This window comes from Pseudomonas brassicacearum (assembly GCF_003732175.1).
Classification (GTDB): Bacteria; Pseudomonadota; Gammaproteobacteria; order Pseudomonadales; family Pseudomonadaceae; genus Aquipseudomonas; species Aquipseudomonas brassicacearum_G.
Window position 1 is genome coordinate 47,881 of record NZ_MOBI01000023.1, and the last position, 23,426, is coordinate 71,306.

Genomic DNA, 23,426 nt, shown 5'->3' on the forward strand with positions numbered 1-23,426 from the left:
CTACCCGCTGACCGTTCCAATAACGCCATGCCTGAGCACTGCGACGCGTCTTCAAATGCCGCGCGGGGCCAGCGTCTCAACGAACAAGAAGGGTAAAGATATGGCGACGTGCGGCGAAGTATTGGTCAAGTTACTCGAAGGTTACGGGGTCGAGCAGGTGTTCGGCATTCCCGGCGTGCATACCGTTGAGCTGTATCGCGGCCTGGCCCGTTCGAGCATCAACCACGTTACTCCGCGTCACGAGCAGGGTGCCGGCTTCATGGCTGACGGTTATGCACGCACCAGTGGCAAACCGGGTGTGTGCTTCATCATCACCGGCCCCGGCATGACCAACATCACCACCGCAATGGGTCAGGCCTACGCCGATTCGATCCCGATGCTGGTGATCTCCAGCGTGCAATCGCGCAGCCAGTTAGGCGGCGGGCGCGGCAAGCTGCATGAGCTGCCGAACCAGGGCGCACTGGTGGCCGGCGTTGCGGCGTTCTCCCATACGCTGATGTCCGCTGCCGAACTGCCGGGTGTGCTGGCCCGTGCCTTTGCCTTGTTCCAGGCTGGGCGACCGCGTCCGGTGCACATCGAAATTCCGCTCGACGTGCTGGTCGAAGACGCCGATGCCTTGCTCGCCAGCCAACCGGTGAGTATCACTCGCGCCGGTGCAGCGCCGTCGGCCGTGGCACAGATGAGCGAACTGCTGGCCACCGCCAAACGCCCGTTGATCCTCGCCGGTGGCGGTTCGATTGACGCGGCGGCCGAGCTGACCCGACTCGCCGAAATACTCGATGCGCCGGTGGCGCTGACCATCAATGCCAAAGGCATGTTGCCGTCGGCGCACCCGTTGCTGATCGGTTCGACCCAAACGCTGGTGGCCACCCGTGCCCTGGTGGCTGACGCTGATGTGGTCCTGGCAATCGGCACTGAACTGGCCGAGACCGACTACGACGTGACCTTTGCTGGCTGCTTTGAAATTCCGGGCACCTTGCTGCGCGTTGACATCGATCCAGACCAGACCGTGCGCAACTACCCACCGAAAGTAGCGCTGGTCTCCGATGCACAAAGCGCGGCCCTTGCCTTGCTCGACGGCGTGGCCAAATTTTCGCTGGCCGAACGTTGCAGCGATTGGGGCCAAGCTCGCGCCGCCCGCTTGCGTGCCGAGCTTGAAACCATTTGGGACGCGCCAACCCGTGCGCAGACACTGTTCCTGCATACCGTGCTGGATGAGTTGCCGGAAGCGGTATTCGTCGGTGACTCGACCCAACCGGTGTACACCGGCAACCTCACATTCAACCCGGAGCGTCCGCGTCGTTGGTTCAATTCGTCGACCGGTTACGGCACCCTTGGATATGCCTTGCCGGCGGCCATTGGCGCGTGGCTCGGCGGTGGTCAGGAACGCAACAGTCGTCCACCGGTGGTGTGCCTGATCGGCGACGGTGGTTTGCAGTTCACCTTGCCGGAACTGGCCAGCGCGGTGGAAGCACGCACCCCGGTCATCGTCCTGCTGTGGAACAACCAGGGCTACGAAGAGATCAAGAAATACATGGTCAACCGCGACATCGAACCGGTTGGCGTCGACATCTATACCCCGGATTTCATCGCCGTGGCCAAAGGCCTGGGCTGTGCGGCACACGCCGTCAGCGGCGTTGAAGAACTGCGGGTTGCACTGCGTGCAGCGACAGATCGCCAAGGCCCGACCCTGATCGAAATCGACCAGACCCAGTGGATGAAGGCGGTGTCGGCATGAGTTTTCCAATCACCCAGGAAGGCCTGTACATCGACGGCCAATGGTCGGCCGGCGACGAGCACTTGCGGGTCATCAATCCGGCGACCGAAGCGCTGTTGACCACCGTCAAGGGTGGCGATCAGCGCGCAGTTGATCAAGCGGTCACAGCGGCCAGCGCGGCGTTTGCGCAGTGGTCGAAAACCACCGGTGCCGAGCGCGGCGCGGTGCTGCGCAAGATCGCCAACGGTGTGCAGGCACGCCGCGAGCGCTTGATGCATTTGCAGTCGAGCAACAACGGCAAGCCACAGTTCGAAGCGGGCATCGATGTCGATGACGTGATCGCCACGTTCGAGTACTACGCGGGTCTGGCCGAAGCGCTGGACGCCGGCCAGGACCGCGTTGTGGAACTGCCGAGCGAAGACTTCGCCGCCCGTGTGCGCCGTGAAGCGTGCGGTGTGGTCGGGTTGATCGTGCCGTGGAACTTCCCGATGGTTACCACCGCCTGGAAACTTGCGCCAGCCTTGGCTGCGGGGTGCTGCGTGGTGCTCAAACCTTCGGAAGTCACGCCGCTGCCGGAGCTGGAACTGGCGGCGATCATCGCCGAGAGCGGTTTGCCTAACGGTGTGTTCAACCTGGTCTGCGGTACGGGGGTGGCGGTCGGTGCGCCGCTGTCGGCCGATCCGCGGGTGGCGAAAATCTCCTTCACCGGCAGCAACGCGGTGGGCGTTCAGGTCATGCAGCGTGCGGCGGAAACCGTCAAAGGCGTGAGCCTGGAACTGGGTGGCAAATCCTCGCTGCTGGTGCTCGCCGACGCTGATCTCGATCTGGCCGTGGAGCTGGCCTGCGGCGGTGGTTTCTTCAACGCCGGGCAGATGTGTTCGGCCACCAGCCGGGTGTTGGTCGCCGATGAGTTGGCGGATGAATTCCTGCTGCGTCTGACGGCGCGTGCCAATGCGATCCGCGTGGCTGACCCGTTTGATCCCGAGGTTGAAATGGGCGCGTTGGTCAATCAGGCGCAATACCAGCGCGTGCTGGGCCACATTGATCGCGGTTTGAGCGCGGGCGCGCGGCTGGTCTGTGGCGGTGACCGGCCTGCCGATCTGCCGCACGGTTATTTTTTGCGGCCGACCATTTTCACCGAAGTGCCCCTCGACAGTGCGTTGTGGTGTGAAGAGATTTTTGGCCCGGTGCTTTGTGTACGCAGTTTTGCCACGGAGCAGGAGGCAATCGAGCTTGCCAACGACAGCCAGTTCGGTCTGGTGGCCAGCGTGGTCAGCGGTGATCCGGCGACCGCCGAACGAGTCGCCAACGCCTTGCAGGCGGGGCTGGTGTGGATCAACGCGCCGCAGGTGATCTTCCCGCAGACGGCCTGGGGCGGCTACAAGCAGAGCAGCATCGGCCGCGAGTTGGGGCCGTGGGGCTTGCAGGCGTTTCAAGAAATAAAGCACGTGATTCGCGCCGTCTGACGGCACGAAAACGGCCCGCGCATGCCTCGTAACGAGGCATGCGCCAGGGACATGGCACCAATGATTTTTTTTCGATTGTTGCGCGTTTTGCGTGACCTCAGGATGAACCCGCAGACCTCGCTAGCCCCTAGTAACAAGGGGCTTGCAGCGGATCGAAGAGCGCGGGCGCAAGGGATGCTCCTAACTCATACCTACAACAATAAAGGGAGTCCTTCATGGGCGATCATGATCTGAACAGAAGACAATTCATCAAGACCGTAGGCGTTGCATCGGTTGCGGTGGCCGCCATGAGCATGCCATTCATCCGCGCCAACGCCAGTGACACACGTTTTCAGGGCAAGACCCTGCGGCTGTTGACCTGGTCCGATGACACCGGGCTTGCGGCGCTGCGCAACATCGCCGCGACCTTTGAAGCCAAAACCGGCGCCAAGGTCATTGCGGACCGCACCGGCAGTACTTCGGAAATGGTCGCCAAACTGAAGGCCGGTGGTGATCGCCCGCAATACGACGTCATCACCCTGGCTGGCGTGGGCGCTGAAGGCCTGGCCGCTGCCGGGTTGCTGGAAAAGCCGGACCTGAACCGCATTCCCAACCTGATCGACGTACCGGAAAAATACCGCACCGGGGCCAACGGTCACGGCATCGGTTACCTGCTCTGGTGCAACAGCCTCGTCTACAGCAGCCGCACTCAGAAAGAAGCCCCGGACAGCTACGCGGCCCTGTGGGACGCGGACCTGGCGCCGAACATCTTCCTGCCGCCGCCGAACTGGACCGAGGCCATGGACCTGATCATCATCGCCGCCAAACTGGCCGGTGGTGACGAACACAACATCGAACCCGGCTTCAAGAAACTCGCCGAGCTCAAGAGCCGCGTGGTGACCCTGGGCGAAAACCCGAACCAGATCGCCGAGCTGTTCCGCACCGGTTCCCTGGACATGGGTGGTCTTTACGCTCCGGCGTTCTTCCCGAAACAGATTCGCGACCCGGCCTACGGTCTGAGCGCAACCTTTGGCATGAAGGAAGGTTTCTACACCGACCTGATGCAGTCGGTCATGCCGAAAAACCGTCCGGGCGATACTGACCTGGCCTATGCCTTCATCAACCACTCACTCGACCCGTTGGTGCAGGGCAAGATGGCCGAAGACATCTACAACGGCCCGGTCAACGCCAAGGCAATCATCTCTGCCGAAGCGCGCAAGAGCCCGTACATCCTGACGCCGGAGCAGATTGCCGAGAAGGCGATCATGCACGACAACGCCTTCCTGGCGACCGTGCATGACCAATGGATTCGTCGTTACACGGAAATCTTCTCTTCCTGATCGAGTGTCGAACACCAGATCTTCAATCACCGAAGATCCCCTGTGGGAGCGAGCCTGCTCGCGATGACGGCCTGCCTGTCGACATTGATGTAACTGACAGATCGCTATCGCGAGCAGGCTCGCTCCCACAAGGGGCCAATAGGTCTTGGAAGACCTGTGTTCACTCAGCTGTTTTCCATTGACGAGACCATTGCTATGGAACACCAACCTCTGACCCACCCGGTCGGCGCCGCTGTCGTACGTCCCCGCTTCGGCGTTTCGCCGACGACGCGCGCCTGGTTATTTCTTTCGCCATCGATGCTGTTTCTCGGTGTGCTGATTGCCGCCAGCCTGCTGGTGTTGCGCATGAGCGTGGGCACCAAAGGCGCGGAGTGGAGCGGTTTCAGCCTGGCCAGTTATGCCCAGCTGCTGGAACCCTATTACCTCAAATCCCTGTTGCTGACCTTGCGTCTGGCATTGATCAGCGCGGTGATTGCCGTACTGCTGGCGATCCCGGTGGCATACACCATGTCGCGCCTGACTTCTCCGTTGCTGCGTCGAGTATTTCTGGCCGCCGTGCTGTTACCGTTGCTGGTCAACCTGTTGCTGCAAAGCTACGGCTGGCTGGTGATCCTCGGACCTGGCGGGATGCTTAACCAGGCGCTGATGGGCCTCGGTTTGATCAAGCGTCCGATCATGCTGCTCTACAACCAGAACGGCGTATTGATGGGCCTGGTACAAACCGCTTTCCCGTTGGCCGTGCTGCCGATTGCCAGCGCCATGCGCGGCGTTGCCCGCACTTACGAGGAAGCCGCGGCGACCTTGGGCGCGAGCCGCTTGAAGGTGTTTTTCCAGGTGGTGCTGCCGATGAGCATGCCGGGAATCATCACCGGCGCGACCCTGGTTTTTGCCTATAACGCCAGCAGCTTTGTGGTGCCCTTGCTGCTCGGTGGTCGGCGCGTGCCGATGCTCGCGGTGATGGTGCATGACCAGATCGCCCCGCTGATGAACTGGCCAGCCGCTTCCGCTGCGGGTGTGGTGCTGATCGTCACCACGTTGGCCATCATGACCTTGTCCGAATACATCACTGGCCGTCGTCGGCGCATGCTGGAGGCTTCGCAATGAGCACGTTGATCAAGAAGCGCCTGTCGCTGTTGCCAGGCGACACCGGTAAATTTGCCGGGATCCTCTCAGGTGTCATCCTGTTTCTGGCGGTGTTGCCGATTCTGACCATGATTGTCATGTCGTTCAGTGGTTCTTCGAACCTCGACTTCCCGCCAAGCAGTTACAGCCTGCAATGGTACAAGGCTGCCTGGCACACGTTCGCGTCCCCGGACGCCAGCGATGTGCTGAGCCTGGGCAAAGCCATGACCACCAGTTTGATGGTGTCGTTCATGGCCATGATCTTCGCCACCCTCGTTGCGGTGCCGGCGGCTTATGCGCTGACCCGTCTGGAGTTTCGTGGCAAAGCCGTGGCACTGCAATTGATGTCGCTGCCGTTGGTGTTTCCAATGGTGGTACTGGGTCTGGCGTTGTTGCTGGTGTTCGATAGCCTGCCGTTCCAGATGACGGTTTCGCGACTGGTGATTGCCCACGTGATTCTGGCCTTGCCGTTTGTGGTGAAAAACTGCACGGCGGCGATGCTGTCCATCGGTAGCGAAGTCGAAGAGGCCGCACAAATGCTCGGTGCTTCGCCGATGCGGGCGATAGTCGATGTGGTCGTGCCGTTGATGAAGTCGGGGATCCTTGCGGGGATGCTGCTGGCGTTCATCGTGTCGTTCAACGAGTTCACCGTGACGTACTTCCTCTACACCATCGATGTCATGACGGTGCCTATCTGGATGTTCAGCCGCACCGTGTCATCGCTGGACCCAACCGTATTCTCGTTTGCCGTGCTGATCGTGCTGATCGACTTCGTCCTGATCTGGGCGTTGGAGAAGCTGGTCGGTGAAGGTGGTGTTTCGTTCTGATTTCTGGAGGTAATTAATATGACTGGTCTGATTCTGGAAAACGTCGAGAAACGTTACGGCACGGCGTGTGCGGTCAAAGACGTCAATCTGCACCTGCCTGAGGGCAAACTGGTGTGTTTTCTCGGCCCTTCGGGCTGCGGCAAAACCACCTTGCTGCGGATGATCGCGGGCCTGGAAACCCTTTCCGACGGTGAAATTCGTCTGGACGGTGAAGACATCGGCAACACACCGGCGCACCTGCGTAACTTCGGCATGGTGTTTCAGTCGCTGGCGCTGTTCCCGCACATGACGGTCGGCGAGAACATTGCCTATCCGCTGAAACTGCGTGGCGTGAGCAAGGCCGACCAGCAGGCGCGGGTCACTGAATTGCTGCAACTGATTCAGTTGCAAGAGATGGTTGATCGTCCGGTGTCGAAACTCTCCGGTGGTCAGCGTCAGCGCGTGGCGATTGCCCGGGCGATTGCCTCGCACCCGAAAATCCTCCTGCTCGACGAACCGCTGTCGGCCTTGGACGCCAAGCTGCGCGAGTCGATGCAAGTGGAGATTCGCCAGCTTCAGCAACGCTTGAACATCACCACCATCATGGTGACCCACGACCAGCGCGAAGCCATGACCATGGCCGATATCGTGGTGGTGTTGGGCCAGAATCGGGTGCAGCAGGTCGGCACACCGATCGAGATCTACCGTCATCCGGCCAACGAGTTCGTCGCCGACTTTATCGGCTCGGGGAACATTTTTCCGGCCACCGCATTGGGTGACGGCAAAGTCGGTTTACCCGGTGGCGATGCGCTTCAGGTGCCGATTTGCAGCAGCATCGTGGTGGGCGAAAAGGTCAAGATGCTGGTGCGTCCCGAGGACCTGCAGTTGTCGCACCCACAGGCAACCGCCGGTAATCGCTTACTGGGCAGGGTGACATTTGTGCGCGATATCGGCGCGACCATCGAAACCACGGTCGAGTGTTCCGGCGTGACGCTGACAGCGTTGAGTACACCGTGCCAGGGCATCGGCCTGAGCATCGGCAACCCGGTGTCGGTGACCATTCCATCCGAAGCCTGTCGCGTACTCGCCGCCTGACTTACTGACCCTATCGCGAGCAGGCTCGCTCCCACACTGGATCGTACGTGAACACAAGATTTGTGAACACTTCAGATCAAATGTGGGAGCGAGCCTGCTCGCGATGAGGCCGGCACAGCCTGCCGAAAAGTCTAATTAGACGGACATTCGTAACCGCGCCAGATCCCGCAACGGTGGTGCGCCAAACAGCCGGCTGTATTCGCGGCTGAACTGCGAGGGGCTTTCATAGCCCACGCGGTAACCCGCCGCCGAGGCGTCGATGCCCTCGGCGAGCATCAAGCGCCGCGCTTCTTGCAGGCGCAGTTGCTTCTGATACTGCAGTGGACTCATCGCCGTCATCGCCTTGAAGCGATGGTGCAGGGTCGACACGCTCAGGTTCACTTCCTTGGCCAACTCATCAATGCGCAACGGCTGCTCGTAGTTGCCGTTGAGCCATTTGATCGCCTGACCGATGCGATGGCTCTGGCTGTTGGCGATGGCAATCTCATACAGCCGATGGCCCTGTGGGCTGCGCAACAAGCGATAAAGAATCTCCCGACGAATCAGCGGCGCGAGCATGGCGATGTCTTTCGGGGTGTCGAGCAAGCGCGCCAGACGCAGCACGGCGTCGAGCATCGGCTGATCCAGTTGTTCGACATACAGACCGCGCCCGGCAGGGCGGGTGGGCACGCCGATGGGCCCGGCGTCGGCAATCAATGCGGTGATTTCCGCGGGGTCGATATCCAGGCGCAAGGCCAGGATCGGTTCCTCGGGCGAGACATCGACCACCCGCCCGCTGAGCGGCATCGAGACCGAGACCACCAAATAGTTGAGCGGGTCGTAGTTGAAGACTTCGTCGGCCAGCCGCACTTCCTTGCGCCCCTGGGCCATGATGCACAGCGCCGGCTGCGCGAGCACCGGGGCAAAGTCATGGGACTGGCTATGGCGCGACAAAAACAACGAACCGATGGCGGTTGCGTAGCTGCCATCCTCGTAGGTGTTACGTCGAATGATTGCCGAGAGCTCCACACGCTGTTTTTCCATGTTGGCATCCAGCGGTGCGTGGGTGGAATCCAGAGGCGACATGCGAAACATCCTCGACACGGTTGATGGGATGAGCACAGATTAAGTTTGTGCAAGCCTGGGCGGTAGGCAAATCCTGCGCAAAACTTGCCTGATTCTGCTGAGCGGGTGCATTCAGCATAAAGATCATGAACATAATGCGGAAAAACTTGCTTGAAACCCCTTTGTCATCTTTCCAGAGCTGGCCTGACGCGGGTTTGGCGACAGTCAGGTGCGGGTGCAGGATTGTGCAATAAGCCGGCAGGAATCGACTAACGGGCCTGACGCCCGTCGCTTAATCTCTGTTCCTGTCGCAGCTTCTCTCAGGCTGCCGATCGTCTACATCAGGGAGAGTCGAACATGTCCACGCAGATCCCCGTCAGCCATATGGCTTTTGTCCGCGCCCGTGCTGGCCGCTCGATGGAGTTGGGCGCGCGTTTGAGCAGCCTGATCGAACCGTCGCGTCAGGCCAGCGGTTGCCTGCACTTTGCCTTGCAGCATTCGTTGTGCGATCCCGAACTGTGGCTGGTGTCCGGGTTTTGGGTCGACCAGCAGGCCATGACCGCCTACTTCAGCACCCCGGCCATGCAGATCTTTGCCGAGCTGGTGCAAGAGTTGGTGGTCAACAGCCTGGATTTTCACACCTTCAGCGAAGTTTCGGCGGCTCAGGCCCGCGGCGAATATCCGCAGTTGAACAGCGCGTCATTGCACCAGTTGGCCAGCTGACGGTTTAGAATGGCCGACTTTCCATTGGCCAGGATCCGCGACATGGCACGTAAAGAGTTTGCACAGTTCGAAGCAGTTTCCGCCGTAGTACCGGGTGAAGGAGGCTATAGCGCCGCCATCGCCGTCAAAGCCCTGGGTGGCTCAGGCGCACCGCGTTTTCACAAAATCCTCGATGAACAGAAATTCAAGACCGCCTTCGAAGCCGATCAGGCTGCCGAGCAGAAGCTTGAGCAGTTGACCGACGTCGCTGAAGACGGTGAACTGGTCTGGTAACCCTTTGGCTTACGCCTTGGTCGCCCCCGGGCGGAACATCTTGAACAAGGCCTCAGGCCCCAACTGAAAATAATCCGCCGGCCCACCGCCGCGCAGAATCGGTTCTGCCGCGGCGGTGTCGTACACCCCATCCTTGAGCAGCCACTTGGCGATATGCACGGCGACCACTTCGCCGAGGATCAGCCAGCTCGGCACCACTTCCTTGTCTGCGCGTTGCAACTGAATGATCTGCGTGACCTTGCACTCGAAGGACACCGGGCTTTCAGCGACGCGTGGCACCTGAATGATTTTCGAGGCTGCCGGCGTCAGTCCGGCCAGTTCGAATTCGTTGACGTCGGCCGGGACCATCGCGCAGCTCTGGTTCATCTGCTCGGCCAACGGACGGGTGGCCAGGTTCCAGGCGAATTCGCCGGTCTGCTCGATGTTGTTCAGGCTGTCTTTACGGCCGACGCTTGAGAACCCGATGATCGGCGGAATGTAGTTGAACGCGTTGAAAAAACTGTACGGCGCCAGGTTCAGTCGACCTTCGGCGTCCTGCGAGGAAATCCAGCCGATAGGCCGCGGGCCGACGATGGCATTGAACGGGTCGTGGGGCAGGCCATGGCCCAGGGCAGGTTCGTAGTAGTGAATATCATCAGACATGGCGGGCTCTTGTGCAGACGTAAAGGTGAAGGTTGCCATAGTGCAAGTCATTGAGGGTGAGTGCCACTCTCGCAGCGCCGGGTTTTCGCTGTGCCAGAAACAACTAAGCCCGGCCGAAGCCGGGCTGTGAAGTCTGCCCAGGGTGTTAGCTGATAGCGGCGGCAGTACCGGTGCGATCAAAACCATCGGCGGCGATAGCGTCGGCGGTACCGGTGTGATCAAAGCCGTCAGACGCGACTTTGGCCGAGCCGGTGCGATCAAAGCCATCAGCGGCGAAAGACGCCGAGCCTGTGTGATCGTAACCATCAGCGGCCACAGCGGCAGAATTTTCAGTGGTGAAAGCGGCGGAACCGGTGCGGTCATAACCATCGGCGGCGAAGGTGTTGGCGGCCAGTACGGAGAGGGTCAGAGCGAGGATCAGTTTGGTTTTCATGATGTGTACTCCAAGTGTGTTTACGTGTTGTGCGTTGGGTATGGAGCTCATACTACGCATGTAAAATTGATTAAAAAGCGCAAATAAATGCTAAAAACAATCGATTATGTAGATATTAAGGTCATCTCAGAATGTTCCAGACCACTGCTTCGAGGCCTGCATTCTGTATACGCACGAGACGTCGATATGGATTCAAGCGGCGACAGAACAAGAGTGTCGGCAGGGCATTAACGGATCGTTATCGGTGCGTTGCTGGTATTGGTGGTGATGATCGCCGGCGCTTCGTTCGTGCAGAACAAGTATGTGAGCCGCGGGGCTGCCGAGTTGTCTTGATCGGCTCAAGACCGCGTCGCGGCCATCGCGAGCAGGCTCGCTCCCACATTTGATCGGCGTCAGACACAAATCTGTGCCTTGACTCCGTCAATGTGGGAGCGAGCCTGCTCGCGATGGGGCCATGGCAGTCACCGTTGCAGTGACTGCCAAACGCGGTCAGTCAGTCTCGATCCGCGAGTGTTTGCGGGTGTCTTTCATGGTCACGTACACCAGCAACGACACCGCGATGCAGGCGGTGACATACCAGTAGTAACCGGTTTCCATGCCGATGCTCTTGAACCACAGGGCAATGTATTCAGCGGTACCGCCGAATATCGACACGGTCAGCGCATACGGCAGGCCCACGCCCAGGGCGCGGATTTCGGTGGGGAACAGTTCGGCTTTGACCACCGCGTTGATCGAGGTGTAGCCGCTGACGATGATCAGCGCTGCCATGATCAGGAAGAACGCGCCCCACCAGGTCTGGATGGTGTGCAGGGTGGTGAGGATCGGCACGGTGAACAGAGTACCGAGAATACCGAAGGCAATCAGGATCGGCCGCCGCCCGACTTTATCCGACAAGCCGCCGATGATCGGTTGCAGGCACATGAACAGGAACAGCGTGGCCGCCGAAATGGTGGTGGAGTCGGAGATGCTCATGCCGACCGTGTTCACCAGGTATTTCTGCATGTAGGTGGTGTAGGTGTAGAAGGCCAGGGTGCCGCCCATGGTCAGGCCGACCACGGTCATCAGTTCCTTGGGATGACGCAGCAGGGTGCGCATAGCGCTTTCTTTGGACTTTTCTTTCTTGGTGAACGACTCGGTTTCTTCCATGCCGCGACGCAGGTACAACGCGACGATGGCACACAGCGCGCCGATGGCAAACGGAATACGCCAGCCCCAGTCGTACAGTTGTTCGGTGGTCAGGGTTTGCTGCAGCACGATCAGCACGCCCAAGGCGATGAGCTGGCCGGAGATCAGCGTGACGTACTGGAAGCTCGAGAAGAAGCCACGACGCTCCTTGGTCGCCATCTCGCTCAAATAGGTGGCTGAGGTGCCGTACTCGCCACCGACCGACAGGCCCTGCAGCAAACGGGCGAACACCAGCAGAATCGGTGCACCGACGCCGATGGTTTCATAACCCGGGCTCAACGCGATGATCAGCGAGCCGAAGCACATCAGGTACACCGACGCCATCAACGCGGCTTTACGCCCGGCGCGGTCGGCATACAGGCCCATCAGCCAGCCGCCGATCGGGCGCATCAGAAAGCCCACGGCGAAAATCGCAGCGGTGTTCAGCAGTTGGGCGGTGGTGTCGCCTTTGGGGAAAAAGGCTTTGGCGAAGTACAGCGAGAAGGCGGCGTAGACATACCAGTCGTACCACTCGACCATATTGCCGACAGAGCCGCTGAAGATCGACTTGATGCGGCTGGCCGTGGTCTTTTCTTTGGCAGGCACAGCGGCCGACCCAAGAGGCAGGGTTTGCGAGTTATCCATGACGGATCCTTCATTTAATTGTTTTTGTGGAGCGCGCGTAAGCGCAGCCTGCGAGGGCTATAGCAGGAGCTGTGCCAAGGGGGAGAGGGGCGGTTTAGAGGGGTTAACGGGAATGGGTGAGCGGAAATCCGCTTATCGATCAGGGGGCGGTAAGCGGAGATCCGCCTACGAATGATCGTTCCCACGCTCTGCGTGGGAATGCCTCAAGGGACGCTCCGCGTCCCCCTCGCGGAAGTGACGCGGAGCGTCACGGGCTGCATTCCCACGCAGAGCGTGGGAACGATTGATTACAGGAACATCTCTCGGCTCAGTCCATGCCGCTGCATCTTTTCATTGAAGGTCCGGCGCGGCAGTTGCAGTTCTTCCAGCACAGCTTTGATGTCGCCCTTATGCCGGGTCAGCGCAGCTCGCAGGCAGTGGGCTTCGAAAGCTTCCTGCTGGGCGGCGAGGGACTGGCCGGGCTCGATGCCGACCGGTTCCGGTTCACCCAGGCCCAGCACCTGGCGCTCGGCGACGTTCGCCAATTCGCGTACGTTGCCGGGCCAGTCGTGGCTCAGTAACCGACTCAGCTGTGGGCCGCTGAGCGGTGGAAAGCTGCGTCCCAGCCGCTGCGCGGCGGCGTGAGCGAAGTGTTCGAACAACAACGGAATGTCTTCACGTCGTTCGCGCAACGGCGGCAGGCGCAACTCCGCGACGTTCAGCCGATACGCCAGGTCTTCGCGAAAACGCCCGGCGCGGGCTTCATCCAGCAGGTCGGGTTTGGTGGCGGCAATGATCCGCAGGTCCACGTGAATGCTCTGGTTGGAGCCCAGTCGCTCGAGCTTTTGCTCCTGCAATACCCGTAGTAATTTGACCTGCTGAGCCAGTGGCATGCTTTCGATTTCATCGAGGAACAAGGTGCCGCCATCGGAGTACTCCAGCTTGCCGATACGTTTGCCCTGAGCGCCGGTGAAGGCGCCGCTTTCATGACCGAACAACTCGGCTTCGAACAGCTGCTCGGGGATCGCTGCACAGTTCAGCGCCACGAACGGCTTGTTGGCGCGCGGACCAAAATCATGCAGGCAGCGGGCGACCAGCTCTTTGCCGCTGCCGGTTTCGCCGCGAATCAGCACGTTCACCGGCAGCGCCGCGAGGTCCAGCACCTGACGGCGCAGGGTCTGCAAACCACGGGAAACCCCGAGCAGGCTGGCGTCGAGTTTGCTGCGGTTATCGGCCTGTTCGTGCAGGGCGCGGTTTTCCAGTACCAGTCGACGTTTGTCGAGCGCCCGGCGCAGGCTGCTGAGCAAGGTTTCCGGGCTGAAGGGTTTTTCGAGGAAGTCGTAGGCGCCATCGCGCATGGCCTCAACCGCCATCGGCACATCGCCGTGACCGGTCAGCAGGATCACCGGCAAATCGGCGTCCCGCTGTTGCAGCCGGGCCAGGAGTTCCAGGCCGGTCATGCCCGGCATCCGCACATCGCTGAGGATCACCCCGGGAAAATTTTCCGGCAGTTGCGCCAGGCATTCATCGGCGCGGCTGAACAGGTTGACCTCGAACCCCGAGAGGCTCAGCCACTGTTCGACGGCATCACGAATACTGCTCTCATCGTCGACCACGATCACCGAGTTCAACATTGAATGTGCGCCTCCAGATCGATGGGCAAGGTGAGGGTGAAGACGGCGCCGTCGCCGTGATTGTCGGCGCTCAGGCGACCGCCGAGTTCATGCACGATGGCGAACGATACCGCCAGCCCGAGGCCCAGGCCATCACCCACCGGTTTGGTGGTGAAGAACGGATCGAAGACCTTCGGCAGATCCTGCGGCGCAATACCGCCGCCGCTGTCGGCGACGGTCAGGCGCCATAGCTGTTCATCGGCTTCAAGGCGGATTTCCAGACGCTTGAGTGGTTTGTCACGCATCGCATCGAGGGCGTTGCGCAGCAGATTGATCAGCACCTGTTCCAGGCGAATCGCATCGCCGCGAACCCAGGCCGGGCGACTCATGTGCAAAACCCGGTCGATCTGTTCATCGCGCAGTCGAGCGTCAAGTAACTGCAAGGATTGATCGACTACCGCCGCCAGGTCCAGACGCTCGCGCAAACCGCTGGGGCTTTTGCGCGCGAACGTCTTGAGATGACCGGTGAGGGCGGCCATGCGCGTCAGCATCTCATCCACCGGCCTCAGCGCTTTATACGCGTCGTCGACCCGGCCATGATCGAGCAGCAGGCGCAAGGTCGCCAGCTGCGTGCGCTGGGCTGTGAGTGGCTGGTTGATTTCATGGGCCAGGGCCGCCGACATTTGCCCCAGCGCCGCGAGTTTGGCCGATTGCACCAGGCCGTCCTGAGCGGTGCGCAGCTCGCGGGTGCGTTCCTCGACCAGGCGTTCAAGCTCTTCGCGGCTGCGCTGGCGCAACTTGGCCAGACGCCAACGCTGGCTGAGAAACAGCAGCAAAAACACCAGTGTCAGCCATACCCCGGCGGCAGCCAGCCCAGCGTTGCGCAACTCTTCGAAGGTAACCTGCGGACGACGCAGCAGGTGCAACGTCCAGCCTTCGGAACTCAAGGGCAGCGATTCCCACAGGTAATCGGCCGCGCCGTCGGGGCCGTCGACGCGGGCCAGATAGCTGTTCTCGTCAAAGCGTCGAATCGGTTGATGGTCGAGCAGGGTCAGCGGTTGCTTGTCATATTGGCGGGTGGTTTTGAGCTCGGTACGATCAGTGTCCGACAGCGTACCCAACGACCGATAGCGCCATCCTGGCTGGTTGGCGATAAACACAATGCCCCGCGCATCGCTCACCAACAGCGTGTCGCTGCCTTGACGCCATTCGCGTTCCAGCTCTGGAAACTCGAGTTTCACCACCATGGCGCCGAGGAACTCGCCGTTGTCACCGGTCACCGCACTGGACAGAAAATAGCCGGGAATTCCACTGGTCACGCCCACCGCGTAAAAGCGCCCGGCGCCCTGGCTGCGGGTTTGGCTGAAATAAGGGCGGAAGCCGTAGTTGTGGCCGACGTAACTGCTGGGCAAGCGCCAATTGCTGGCGGCCACGGCCAGGCCGGTGTGATCCAGCAGTTCCAGGGTGGACGACTGGGCCGCGCCGTTGATCTTTTCCAGTTTGCGGTTCAGCGCGTCTTGCTGTTCCGGGGTGACAGGGCCATCAAGTGCCGAGCGTAGTTCCGGGTCCAGCGCCAGCACGGCGGGGAGGGCGCGGTAGCGTTCGATCAAGGTGTGCAGGGAGTTGGCGTACAGCGCCAGTTGTTGATTGGCGCGGGCGGCATCGTCCACCTGGGCCTGGCGTTCGGCGTGGCGTATGGCGACGCCGGCCGCCAATGCAGCGCCGGCAATGATGAGCAGGGTGTAAAGTGTCAGGCGCAGCGAACGTGAGATCGGCAACATGCTATGTGCATTGGCAAGAGTCTGGGGAATGCACCATAGCATGAGGTTGGGGGGGCTCCCGCAACAAGGATATCGCTCCTTACACTGCGGTGAACCTTGAGGAGTTAGACCGGAGTATCGACCGGGTGTCATTCACCCGGCGGGTCACTTTGTTGGTTTTCTGTCGAAGTGCTTGCGGGGTATAGCCCAATGATTTTCCCCGTCCAGTTGCTTCGAACTTTGCTTCCATTCGGGTCATTCCCCGATCCAGCATAAGGGTCAGGTTTTCAAAATGGGTATCCAGAGCGTTTATTTTTTCCTCTGTCAGCTCTTTCCCTGCGTCGTTGACTTCATGAAGAATTTCAGATACAGCTAATGCCATTTTCATACCTGTGCCTACAATCGGCGCTTTGCCCGCGGTTGTTGCGTAAATCTCCTTTGCCAACTTTCGTTTTCCACCATCGCTTCTTGGGTCAAATGAGCGGAGCACATTTTTGACATAGGCTGCAGTACTCCCTGTCTCGGATCTGACCTGTGCGAGTAGTTTGTCCGGATCTATCCGCTTGTTTTTTAATTTCACCGACGCGCTCGCGCCGGTTGTTTCCGCTACATGATTGAAGGTCAGAGACACGGCTTTGCCAACCACGAACCCGATTCCCGCACCGACAAGCATGCCCGGAGGGCCGCCGGGAGCGCCCAAAATGACACCCACCGTCATGCTGGTTGCATATGAAGCGCCTTGTCCGGCCAGAAATGTTCCTGTTCGCCGAGCACTGGACAGTGCGTGCTGATCAGGTGAGCGGTGATTGAGTATCTGCTGCTCAGCGTCCCGCGTCCGTTGTTTTACCAGGCTCAGTAATTCTAGATGTCGATAGACCATTCGATTGAAAGCCCGGTCGTCATTATATTTTGTGCGCCACTGTTGGTACTGTTCAACCATTTCCTTGGGGCCGCGCATACCGCCGTCCAGATCTATGTACGCCAGAGGATTATTCCCTACAAACGCATACAGATTCAGCCCATCCACATCCCCCCCCGGATCGGCACTGATCCAATGCTGCAACCACGGTGCGTAGTAACGCAGCCCATAGTAATACAGCCCACTGACATCCATCTCCTTACCCGAATATCGAATGGTCTTGTAATTGGCCTCAAGCTCTGAGGTCGCCGCCCACCAGCACGTACCGCCGAAGGGGTAATACACTTCGTGGCTGATCACTGCGCCGTCGCGATCCAGCTCCAGAGCGATGGAATCCAGATGATCACCGAGGTGGTAACGCAGTTGATCAGGCTCGATGTCGGTGGGTTTTCCAACGACCCAGTGCAGGCAGCGCACGCTGCCGACGCCGGTCGACACGGTGATGACGTGCAGTTGCTGGCCGTCGCTGCGGGTGCGGATTTCCAGTCCTGGCAGATAGCGTACTTCCTGAGAGTGGGTCGCGGACGGGGTATGCCACACGTGGTGTTTGTAGACCCGCACGCCTTGGCTGTAGAGGTAGGTTTCTTCATCGTCGGACAGGCCGTTGCTGTGTTCGAGCAAGGTCACTTTGGCCAGCTGGTCGCGGGTATTCCAGCTCAGAGGCTGGCCGCGTTGCAGCCATTGCTGATTGCCATGGGGGTCGAAGAGCTCGTCGTAAATCGGCTCTGGATCATTTTCTTCCCAGCGCACGCTGCGGTTGCTGTGGTCATCGATGCGCATTTGGCGAGTGAAGTTGTTGCCGTCGCGTCGGTGACACAATTGCGTCAGGTTGTTGCCTTGATCGTATTGGTAGTGCTCGGTGTAGTTGAAGCGACGACCGGGGTCGATGGGCGTGATCAAGTCTGGCAAGCCCGGCTGGAGATTGGGTTTTTCAGCCTCGAAACCGCTCGCCCAGGTCAGCCGGTACAGCGAGTCATAGGCAAACTCGCGGTCGCCATCGACGCGCTGGTTGGCAAAGAATACCGGTTTGAAGCCGTGGTTTTCGATACGCAGGATGTTGCCCATGCGGTCATAGTGATAGCTGAGGTTTTGCAGCAGCGATTGTCTTGGGACGCCGGCCGTCTGGCTTGTCAGGCGACCGTCGGCAGGGTCATAGGTCAAGGTGCGGACCACGCCATTGCCAGTGGTTTGCGTTGCTGTCTGGTTGAACGCGTTGTAGGTCAGACCTCGCAATACCGGTTGCAGTGAGTCGTCATCCTTTAGCTGAAGAAAGCTTTGCTTGAACTGCCCCGCGAGGTCGAAGCGTGTGTGCTGTCGATGGCCGGCGGCATCGGTCCGGGTCAGCTCCGCACCATTGGCGCTGTAGTGCCACAAGGTGGTGCAAGCCTTGCCGTCGAGGAACGTTCGGGTTTCACACAACGGCGCGCCAAGCAGGTTGAAACCTGCAAACTCCAGCCTGCCTGACGGATCCAGCTGAGTCGTCATCTGGCCACGCAGGTTGTAGTCCGGATCTGCCGAACGATCGGCGTAGGTGATGCGTTCGACGGTCGTCTGCGGTTGCCCGGGCGGCTGTTCGTGCAGGGCTATCACGCGTAACTGGTTGTCGTAGTCGGTTTGCCAGTGACAACCGCGCCCATCCCAGCGTCGCAGCGCTTGTCCGGCGACGCCGATCAGGTTCAAACGCATACCTGCATCAACGCTGTTGACCAGCAATGCTGTACCGGAAAGCCCATGGACACTGAATAGGTTGGGTTTTTGAGCACTGTCGAACAGTCGCGGGTCCCATTGCGCGATCAAGCGTCCGATGGGGTCATGGATTTGCCGGGTAACGAGGGGCGTCACGGGGCCGTCGATGACTTTGCGCAGGTATTCGACGTGCCGAACGGGCAATCCACGGCCGTCGTTGACCTTCAGGGTCGGTGTATGGCGATGCACCTGAAGGTTCATGGCGTGTTCCGGCGCCCAGGTTTGATGGGCTGCGAGTCATCGGTGTCGTTGAAGTCCTCACTGGTCTGAGACCAAGGATGGTAAGTCTCGCGTGACACATAGCCTTTGGCGCTGATGACTTTGACCGGTCGGCCCAATGGGTCATAAAACTGCTGGTCGTGATGGCCGAACTGGCGAAACGATGCATCGTTGATGTAGCGCCAGGCGTTGGCAAAGTAGGGGCGATAGACCCGCACGTCCAGGCCTTTGTTGTTGTATTCCACCCGTGCACTGACGCGCCAGCGCGGATCGGCGTGACGTTCCGATGGTTCGCCGGTTACCGGGTCGAGTTCCAGCTCACCTTGTGGCGTGACCACATAGGCCATCCCCGGCTCAACCAGCTGCTTGGTTTGCAAGGTCCGGCCAAAGCCATCGATGTAGGCCAGCTGCATCTGGATTTGCTGGCCCGTTTCGGCGTCTGGATAGTCATCGGCGGTCAGCACCAGACTATGGACGGGTTCACGCGCAACACTGCGAATCAGCTCCAGCAGCGTCTGCTCATCCGCTGTTCGGGCCTTGAGCCTGGTAAGACGCAGGCGAGCGGAGGCGCGAATGTGCAGGGACGGCAGGATGTAACCTTGTGCAATCCATTGGGCTAACTGATCAGGGCGCTGGCGAGCCGTATCGGGCAGCTCGCTCATCCAACTGAGCAAGTCCTTGCGTAATACGCTGGCCGCTCTTTGCAGTGCATCGATCGGGTTCCGGATCGCTTCACCAGGGCTTCGATCTTCAGGGAGAAGGTGTTTATCGAGGGGATCGAAACCGACGTCCGCGCCGTTTTCAGTGCCAAAGAAACCCGTTGCCAGCGGTTGCCCGGAGGGTTCGTAGATCGCTTCCTGAGTATTCTCGTTGGCATCGATGACGCGTTTTGGCTGGAGTGCGTGGTAGTCGTATTCGGCGTGGGTGGTACAGCCGTCCGGCAGTTCAACGGCCTTGGTCAGCAAGCGATAGGGGTCGTAGCTGATCGTGGTCACGCCATGGCTGGCGGTCGCATTGAATTGCAGCACCTTGTAGAAGCCGTCGAGGTCGGCGTAACGGGAAAAACCGTGCAGGCCCGACCAGAGGTTTTCCTGCTTGTCTTCTTCCTTGTCTTCGTCGAGAAACAGCGTCATGGGTTGGAAGCCGATGTTTTGCAGCTCCTTTCGGATGTCGAACGGAGCGGGCAAGGTGTCGTAGGCTGCCAATGCCGTCTTGTCATATTCCGCCCGTTCCAGGGGACCCGCCAATGCCTGGAAGTGGACGGTGCCGTCGGGCAACAAGCTGCCGTCGGCAGACAGATAGCTTTGCCGCGACAACTGGCTCAACTGCCGCAACGCGTTCCATTCCTTCCACGTGTGGGATTGGCTCAAGCATTCATACGACACTTCTTGGGGATTGAGGCCGGTAGGGAGCGAGCCTTTGGGCAGCTCAAGTGCGTTGAGGCGCTGGCGCCACGGTAGTCCCAATCGCCAGCCTTGCAGCTCGTCCAGGTGAATGAACTCGGCACGCGACTCGCTCAGGTAATAACGCTGTTGAGCTTCATCGTGGGCATCGCGCCACCATTGAGCCTCATCGGGATCTGTAAAGGGCGGTTCGTCCTTGTCGGTTTTGCGTCGTGCATAGCTGATTGTCAACGCGTGAACGGGCGTGCCGAAACGGTCCCATTGCAGAGTGACTTCATGACGACACAACGGATCATCGGCATGGCGTTCGTATTGGTAACTGATTTTTTCGACCAGCAACGGCAGGACAATCGCATGGGGATGGTGCGGGGCCATGGGCCTGAGTTCTCGCACCAGATAACGTGACTGCTCCACCGAGTAGGGCATGGCCGCGACGCGGTCTTTCTGTAGCCCGAAGACCTCCACGCGCAGCACCGAGCCACTCAGTGCCCGGGCAATTTCATGCAGCGTGTCCTTGTCGACCGGCTTGAAGAGTTCATCGGCATTGTCATTTTCGTGGTAGTGACTGATCAGCGTCGGCCCCAAGGGGCAGGCCTCACTGTCGCCGTCGTAATATCCCGCGCGAGGCAAGTCGACCAGACGTCCGGTATGGAACCAGGTACGGGTCAGTGCCGGTGCGCTAAACGTGGTCTCACCTTCCTCCGGGCTGGTTTCGCTGTCGGTCTGGTGCAACAGGCCAAAGCCACGAAACTCGCGGTCATGGCTGTCGTAATAGCCATGAAAATAGTTGAAAAACTGATTCAGACAGTTGCCGGTAATCTCGTCGAGCTGGCTCTGTCGGCTGACCACCTGTACCGGGAATGGCAGGTAGCAGGGCGGCGGTTTATCGGCATCCGGCCATTGTCGTTTTTCATCCAGCCACTCTTGTGCCGAACTGCGATAGCGCACGGTGCCACAGCAGCCCATGTTGTTGTTGGTCATCACCAACGCGTAAGGACGCACGCTGACAAAGTCGTAACGCCAGTGCCGTGGCGTTGGGTGCGGCACGGTGAAGATCAAACTGGCGCAACCGAGCCCTTGCAGATCGGCGAAGTTGACCTGGCTCAGGGTGTCGTAGCGCACACCCTCGGACCATGCCACGCTGATCGGTATTTGCTCGAGCCGATTGCCACCGAGATTGAGGTAGATATCGAAGTGATCCGAATGCAGGTAAATCACCGACGTGGCACCGCAACCATCGATGTCGACGATTCGCACCCGCGCAGCATCGAATGTCCCGTACTCGAAGGGCAAAGTATCCATGACGAACCCTTTGCCGAAACGTCCGTGGCCCAGGTTCGGCCAGCATTTGATTTCGTCGTGACGAATGCGGCACAGGTCCGGCAGGTCGCTGCCGAGCATATGGCCCAGAAACACCAGTTCGCTGCGTGAGTTGCTGAACAATGGCAGGCTGTCGCCGTTCGGTTCATGGGGCACGTCCATCGCGGGCCCAAAACCGTCTTCCCGAAGGCTGGGATAAAGACGTACGCTTTTTGGACCGATCAGCGCCAGTGAACTGAGGCCGCTGCCCGTCAGGTCTCCGAATTGTGCCAGAGCGTTGAAGAACTCCAGGGGGAAGGACGTGAAGGGGCTGAACGGCGACCAGCTGCGGTCAGGGTTTAGGGCATAGAAACCACTGAAGGCCGGTTGTGCAACGACCCAGTCGAAAAAGCCATCACCGGTCAGGTCGTTAAGCGACTGCTTCACCGGTTTGCTGCCATCGGCAACCGGGAGGGTCGGCAATACCTGCCACGGACCGTAGATGATTTCATCGGGGTGGTTCGACCCGCGCACCGGTTCGCGGTAGTACCAGCTCTGGTCATATTGGCAGAGGAAACCAGGTACACCCTCGCCATACAGGTCGATGCATTGATGGTGTTGCCCGTCCTGAATGCCGGGCATGTGTTCGAAGGGGAAGAACGGTGTCGACTGGGTGTTGATGTCGGGCGGTGAGTATTCGAACTCCATCGGCGGCATGTGTTCTACCGCACCACTGGCGTCGTAGGCTTGATAGTGCGCGGCGCGCAGCTGGCTGTAGAACGCCGGCTCCGGGTGATAGTCCAGCAACAGGCGTTTGACCAGCGCGGGAATTGGCCCCAGTTCATCGGGGAAGTGGTGAAACATCAAAACCTGCCGGCACAGGCGGCGGGTGCTCAATTCGAAGCCATAGCCATAGGAAAAGAACGAGTCGGGGCGAATCAGCCACTCGCCGATGTCATCGTCCGGTTGTGGAAACGGTTCGCCAAAGACGGGTTTCTTGTCCCACTCCGTCGTGCGTTCGCCGTAGTCGAACACCAGGTGAAAGTGCCAATCCAGTGCCGCCGGGTTTTCCACGGTCCAGGCGTACAGATGCTCGCTGGCGTTGACGTTGCCGTAACACACCCGTCGCAGATAACGCTGGGCCCGGTAATCGTGGAGCTGATCGTTGAGCGGGTCTTCAGGTTTGTACTCGAAAACGATGTGCTCGCCATGGGCGTTCATACTTTCAAGCAGCAACCAGACGCCAACCCGTAACCCGTCGTTCGGATCGGCGCGCCGCGAAGCCTCGCTCTTGCCGTAAATATGCAGACTGCCGTCGGCCCCGTGCACCAGCCAGAACGGTGGTTGGTTCTGCTCGGTACTCGGTTGCCAGAGCTCAATCAGATCGAAGGCGCCTTCGACCCGAGGCCAGTAACGGACCACCGAATGCTTGCCGACAGGTTCACCGTTGTAGTGATCTTCGGGGCGGGACTGGATGTGCCCGGCCAGATCGCGTTCGGGCATCCATTCATCACCGCTGGGCCCCACGATGACATCGTCTGCGAGGTAGCGAGGTACGCCTTTGCTGGTCTGGCGCGTGATGGCGTTGACGGTCAAGCGCCAGCCGATGCCAAACGGGCCATTGCCCGCCTGGCTGTCATAACTCAATCCGAGTGCCGGATCAAAGCCGCGTCCCGGTGAGATCGGCAACGGCAGCTCGAAGGAAGCCTTGCCGCTGGTGCCAATGGCGCCCCAGCTTTTGCCGATGGTGGTAATCGCGGCACTCTTGGCAATGGAAGGCGGGGTGATGTTTTGGGCGGCTTGATCTTCCATGGTCAGATTCTGTTCCAGCCTGGCGAGCGGGGGGCGGATGGCTCACGCTACCAAGTTGGGTACACGACGTAACCTGTCAGACTTGACAGGTTTGAAGGGTTTTTCTAGAACGAATCGGCCTATCCAGTGAGTTTTTCATCGCTGTCAGTTCGTAGCGTCTTGCGCAAACGACAGGCGATAAAAAGCCGCGCTGTTTTTGCAAGCAGCGCGGCTTTTTTTTCCAGCGG

The 23,426-nt window shown here is 59.8% G+C and carries 16 protein-coding genes; 8 read left to right on the forward strand and 8 right to left on the reverse strand.

The window, feature by feature from the left end; all coding sequences use genetic code 11:
* Positions 1 to 100: 100 nt before the first annotated feature.
* The 6 genes from BK658_RS22090 (at position 101) to BK658_RS22115 (ending at position 7,525) form a co-directional block, all read left to right on the forward strand.
* Positions 101 to 1,738: a 5-guanidino-2-oxopentanoate decarboxylase gene (locus BK658_RS22090; protein WP_123584166.1), complete on the forward strand. Its 1,638-nt coding sequence runs from the start codon at positions 101 to 103 to the stop codon at positions 1,736 to 1,738.
* Positions 1,735 to 3,183, forward strand: coding sequence for an aldehyde dehydrogenase family protein (locus tag BK658_RS22095; protein WP_123584167.1), 1,449 nt, complete (start codon positions 1,735 to 1,737; stop codon positions 3,181 to 3,183). The genes BK658_RS22090 and BK658_RS22095 overlap by 4 nt, the downstream gene beginning before the upstream one ends.
* 215 nt (positions 3,184 to 3,398) lie before the next feature.
* Complete coding sequence (locus BK658_RS22100; protein WP_123584168.1) at positions 3,399 to 4,502, forward strand: extracellular solute-binding protein; 1,104 nt, start codon at positions 3,399 to 3,401, stop codon at positions 4,500 to 4,502.
* Positions 4,503 to 4,697: 195 nt separating this feature from the next.
* A complete protein-coding gene (locus BK658_RS22105) occupies positions 4,698 to 5,606 on the forward strand; it encodes an ABC transporter permease (protein WP_123584321.1) in 909 nt (302 codons plus the stop codon).
* Entirely contained in the window at positions 5,603 to 6,451 is an 849-nt protein-coding gene (locus BK658_RS22110; protein ID WP_123584169.1) for an ABC transporter permease, read from the forward strand. Before BK658_RS22105 ends, BK658_RS22110 begins: the two co-directional genes overlap by 4 nt.
* Before the next feature lie 18 nt (positions 6,452 to 6,469).
* A complete protein-coding gene (locus BK658_RS22115) occupies positions 6,470 to 7,525 on the forward strand; it encodes an ABC transporter ATP-binding protein (RefSeq protein WP_123584170.1) in 1,056 nt (351 codons plus the stop codon).
* A 135-nt stretch (positions 7,526 to 7,660) separates the two neighbouring features.
* On the opposite strand, the gene BK658_RS22120 is transcribed toward BK658_RS22115, so the two are convergent.
* Positions 7,661 to 8,590 (reverse strand): AraC family transcriptional regulator, encoded by a 930-nt coding sequence (locus BK658_RS22120; RefSeq protein WP_123584171.1) that lies wholly within the window; start codon positions 8,588 to 8,590, stop codon positions 7,661 to 7,663.
* A gap of 336 nt (positions 8,591 to 8,926) precedes the next feature.
* Here BK658_RS22120 and BK658_RS22125 point away from each other — a divergent pair, with 336 nt between their 5' ends.
* On the forward strand, positions 8,927 to 9,292 hold the full coding sequence (locus BK658_RS22125) for a putative quinol monooxygenase (RefSeq protein ID WP_123584172.1): 366 nt from the start codon (positions 8,927 to 8,929) through the stop codon (positions 9,290 to 9,292).
* Positions 9,293 to 9,301: 9 nt separating this feature from the next.
* Complete coding sequence (locus tag BK658_RS22130) at positions 9,302 to 9,565, forward strand: hypothetical protein (protein WP_054593752.1); 264 nt, start codon at positions 9,302 to 9,304, stop codon at positions 9,563 to 9,565.
* A gap of 9 nt (positions 9,566 to 9,574) precedes the next feature.
* Here the strand turns inward: BK658_RS22130 and BK658_RS22135 are convergent, their stop codons facing one another.
* The 7 genes from BK658_RS22135 to BK658_RS22165 all read right to left on the reverse strand — a co-directional run bounded on the left by BK658_RS22135 (position 9,575) and on the right by BK658_RS22165 (position 23,199).
* Positions 9,575 to 10,207: a flavin reductase family protein gene (locus BK658_RS22135; protein WP_123584173.1), complete on the reverse strand. Its 633-nt coding sequence runs from the start codon at positions 10,205 to 10,207 to the stop codon at positions 9,575 to 9,577.
* 145 nt (positions 10,208 to 10,352) lie between these two features.
* Positions 10,353 to 10,640, reverse strand: a complete 288-nt coding sequence (locus tag BK658_RS22140) for a hypothetical protein (RefSeq protein ID WP_123584174.1) — start codon at positions 10,638 to 10,640, stop codon at positions 10,353 to 10,355.
* Between the two features lie 489 nt (positions 10,641 to 11,129).
* Positions 11,130 to 12,449: an MFS transporter gene (locus BK658_RS22145; RefSeq protein WP_123584175.1), complete on the reverse strand. Its 1,320-nt coding sequence runs from the start codon at positions 12,447 to 12,449 to the stop codon at positions 11,130 to 11,132.
* A gap of 287 nt (positions 12,450 to 12,736) precedes the next feature.
* Positions 12,737 to 14,062, reverse strand: coding sequence for a sigma-54-dependent transcriptional regulator (locus BK658_RS22150; protein ID WP_123584176.1), 1,326 nt, complete (start codon positions 14,060 to 14,062; stop codon positions 12,737 to 12,739).
* Positions 14,056 to 15,822 carry a sensor histidine kinase gene (locus tag BK658_RS22155; protein ID WP_185019881.1) on the reverse strand — a complete coding sequence of 589 codons (1,767 nt, stop codon included), beginning with the start codon at positions 15,820 to 15,822 and terminating at the stop codon, positions 14,056 to 14,058. The genes BK658_RS22150 and BK658_RS22155 overlap by 7 nt, the downstream gene beginning before the upstream one ends.
* Before the next feature lie 79 nt (positions 15,823 to 15,901).
* Complete coding sequence (locus BK658_RS22160; protein ID WP_123584178.1) at positions 15,902 to 18,667, reverse strand: RHS repeat-associated core domain-containing protein; 2,766 nt, start codon at positions 18,665 to 18,667, stop codon at positions 15,902 to 15,904.
* Positions 18,664 to 23,199 (reverse strand): SpvB/TcaC N-terminal domain-containing protein, encoded by a 4,536-nt coding sequence (locus BK658_RS22165; RefSeq protein WP_123584179.1) that lies wholly within the window; start codon positions 23,197 to 23,199, stop codon positions 18,664 to 18,666. Before BK658_RS22165 ends, BK658_RS22160 begins: the two co-directional genes overlap by 4 nt.
* Positions 23,200 to 23,426 lie beyond the last annotated feature (227 nt).